3 protein-coding genes are annotated in these 3429 nt (G+C 69.7%); all 3 read right to left on the reverse strand.

Annotated features, from left to right (window positions below; all coding sequences use genetic code 11):
- Window positions 1-344: 344 nt before the first annotated feature.
- A complete protein-coding gene (locus AC08OP_RS23000; RefSeq protein ID WP_476616080.1) occupies window positions 345-800 on the reverse strand; it encodes a tellurite resistance TerB family protein in 456 nt (151 codons plus the stop codon).
- Window positions 801-945: 145 nt separating this feature from the next.
- Window positions 946-1983: a CNNM domain-containing protein gene (locus AC08OP_RS23005; protein WP_476594033.1), complete on the reverse strand. Its 1038-nt coding sequence runs from the start codon at window positions 1981-1983 to the stop codon at window positions 946-948.
- Between the two features lies 1 nt (window position 1984).
- Window positions 1985-3352 carry a hemolysin family protein gene (locus AC08OP_RS23010; protein ID WP_476616081.1) on the reverse strand — a complete coding sequence of 456 codons (1368 nt, stop codon included), beginning with the start codon at window positions 3350-3352 and terminating at the stop codon, window positions 1985-1987.
- Window positions 3353-3429 lie beyond the last annotated feature (77 nt).

Consider the following 3429-nt stretch of genomic DNA (forward strand, 5'->3'; position numbering starts at 1 on the left):
GGGGCGGGGTCGAACCGCCGACCTTCCGCTTTTGCGGCGGACGGTCCAGGACGGACCGTCGCCGACCTGCGCGGACACTGGTGACGGACCGTCCGCCGCGCGGCGTTCGACCAAGGACGTCGCGCCAAGATTAACTCTCCGCTACGCGCTGGCCGGCCCTTACGGCGAAGGCCGCGATGCCTCGGGCTTATGTGACCGCCTGCTGTCAGCTCGTCAAGGTCGGGCATGGACGGCCACGGCGGAGGTCCGGACGCAGCCGACCGACACTGCAGGTTGCCGGCCGGTCCGAGGTAGCCGGCTTCGCGCTGCCATGTAGGGGCCTCGGCCGGCTCGGTGGTGCGTCGTTACAGGTCGAACTCTTCGGGGCTGAGGCCGACCGCGAAGCACGCCTCGCGAACGACGGCCTGCTCGCTCTTGTCGAAGTCTCCGTCGGCGCCGCCAATGACGATGCCGATCTGGATGACGGCGCGGGCCTCGGTCGGCTTCTTCTTCACCTTCCCGATCTCCTGGAGGACGGAGACCTTCCCGAGGGCGAAGTCCTGCTGGATCTTGGCCAGGTAGCCGTCGAACCGACGGTGCAGGTCGTCGGACGGGAAGTTGGTCAGCACGTCGTTCGTCGCGATCAGGGAGGCGACGCGCTGCCGTTCGGAGGGGTCGATGTGCCCGTCGGCGGCCGCGACGAGCGCGCACATCGCCATGCTGGCGTCCCGGAAAGCGCCGCTTTTGAGCTCGTTCTTCTTCGCGGTGAGCTGGCCCTGCATCGTCTGCGTGGAGGCGCGCAGGCGGTCCCAGATCGGCATCGTGCTCCCTGACCTTTCTCAATGACAGGCGTCGAGGCCCTCCGGCCCCGAGCGCGGACAGTGACCATCTGTGTCGTATCAGAACTCGTGCGACGGCGGCCGGGAACGGACGATGTCCGTTTCCGGAAGGGCGGTGTGGCTCGGTTCATCTCGCCTGCCCGCCCGTCAGCGCGGGTGTCGGAGTGTCGAGCGGCAGGAGCCGGCGCAGCACGTCGTCGAGGGTGACCACACCGAGAGTGGTGGCGTCGTCGAGGACGACGGCGAGCTGGTTGCGGGTCTCGCGCATCTGGGCGAGGGCCGTGTGCAGCGGCGTGTCGCCGTCGAGCCGGAACGCCGGCCTGGTCAGGTCACGGATCGGCTCGGCGGCGCCCAGGGCGAGGGTGTCGCGCACGTGGACGACGCCCCAGTCGGTTCCGCCCCGCCGAACCAGAATCCGCAGGTGGCTGGAGGTCCGGCTGGCGGCCTGCACGTTGCCGACAGTCGCGTCCGGCTCCACGGCCGCCAACGCCCGGCCTGGCGCGACCAGGTCGCGCACCCGCAGGTTCCGCAGGTCGAGCGCGCCGGTGAGCGGCGCGGCGTAGCTTTCGTCGAGCGCGCCGACGTTCGCGGAGTGCTCGACGAGGTGGCGCAGTGCCGCGGGGTTCTGACGGGAGACGAGGTGGTCGGTGGCCTCGACACCGACGCGGTGCAGGCACCAGTTCGCCGCGCTGTTCAGCGCCCGCAGAACCGGCCTCGTCGCCCACATGAAGCCCCGCATCGGCAGGGCGAGCAGGATCGCGGACTTCTCCGGGTGCGCGATCGCCCACGACTTCGGGGCCATCTCGCCCACGACGAGGTGCAGGAACGTGACGATCACCAGCGCGAGCACGAAACTGCCGGCGCCGGCGAACCAGGTCGGGGCGCCGAGGTCCTCGATCGCGGGCTTCAGCCAGTGGTGTACGGCCGGCTTGGTGATCGCGCCGAGTGCGAGCGTGCAGACCGTGATCCCCAGCTGGGCGCCGGCCAGGAGCACCGTCAGCTCGCCGGAGCTGCGCAGCGCGGCGCGGGCCGCGCGGCTGCGGCTGGCCGCGTCTTCGAACCGGTGTCGCTTCGCGGCGAGCAGGGCGAACTCGACCGCCACGAAGAACGCACTCAGCCCGATGATCGCGACCGTGCAGAGAGCAACGACCCAGGGGTTGTCCACGTCAGTCCTCCCGATCGCGGACCGGCTCGTCGAGCAGCTCCAGCCGGATCGCCGCGGGCACGTGGTTGTCGACATCCATCACGATGGCGCGCAGCACCCGCCGCGGCGCCTCGTCGTACAGCGCGAGCTCCCCTGGGTCCGGGGGCAGCGTGACGTCGACAACGGTCCCGGTCTTGGGCAGCGCGCCGTGAGCGGAGATCACCAGACCGGCGATCGTCTCGTAGTCGCCCGGAGGCATCTGATGCCCGAGCGTGCGTTCGACCTCGTCGATGTGGAAGCTGCCCGGTACCAGCCACGCTCCGTCGCCGATCGGGTTGGCTCCCTCGAACGCGGCGGCGGCGTCGTGCTCGTCGGTGATCTCCCCTACGAACTCCTCGGCCAGGTCCTCGATGGTCAGGATCCCGGCGAAGCCGCCGAATTCGTCCACGACGCAAGCGAACTGTACCTTCTTCCTCGCCATCTCGGCGAGGGCGGCAGGTAGCGGCATCAGCGTCGAGATCACGAGAGCCGGCCGGACGAGCTCGCGGGCCGGGGCATCGTCGGGCGCGTCCATCACGTCAAGAAGCTGGACGATCCCGGTAACCCGCCCGTCGTCGTCGACGACCGGGTACCGGGAGTGCCCAGCGCTCATCAGCACCCTGACCTCGCCCACGGGGCGGTCCTGCTCAACGACGTCCACCTGCGAGCGGGGGATCATCGCGTGCTCCACGTCGCGGTGCGGGAAGTCCAGGATGCGGTCCAACATCAGCGAGAGATCCGCGGGCAGGTCACCCCGCTCCCGCGACTCGGCCACGATGTGCTCAAGATCGCGTGCTGAGGCGGCGTGCTCGACGTCTTGGACCGGCTGGATGCCGAGCAGACGGAGCAGCAGGTTGGACGACTGGTCGAACACCCAGACCAGCCAGCCAAAGACCTTCAGGTAGAGCAGCGTCGACCAGGCGAGCCTGCGTGCCACCGGCTCCGGCCGGGCGATCGCGAGGTTCTTCGGGAACAACTCACCGAAGACCATCTGAACGAAGGTGGAGAACGCCAGCGCCAGCACGGTACCGAGCGCGACGCCGATGGCCGTCGACAAACCGGCACCCGAGGCCACGTCGCCCAGCGCGCTGCCGATCAGCGGCTCGGCGACGTACCCGACCAGCAGACCGGTCACCGTGATCCCGAGCTGGGCACCCGAGAGCATGAACGAGGTACGTCCGGTCACCTTCAACGCCCGTCGCGCCGCGGCGTCGCCGGCTGCCGCCGCCGCGTTCAACCGGGACCGGTCGACCGCCATATAGGCGAACTCCTGGGCGACGAAGTAGCCGGTCGCCACAGTGATGACCAGCACTATCAGGAGACCGAGCAGCAGTGACAGCGCCGTCACCATCGTTGTCGCCCCCGGCTCCCGGGTCTGTGCGGCTCAGCCGCCTCCGCCATCCTCCACCTTCCACACGTCGCGGACGG

It is taken from the genome of Frankia sp. CeRuru1, assembly GCF_977966315.1.

Coding starts and splice junctions, on each gene's coding strand:
- AC08OP_RS23010 (WP_476616081.1), bottom strand. CDS start 3,352: ATGGTGACGGCGCTGTCACTGCTGCTCGGTCTCCTGATAGTGCTGGTC.
- AC08OP_RS23000 (WP_476616080.1), bottom strand. CDS start 800: ATGCCGATCTGGGACCGCCTGCGCGCCTCCACGCAGACGATGCAGGGC.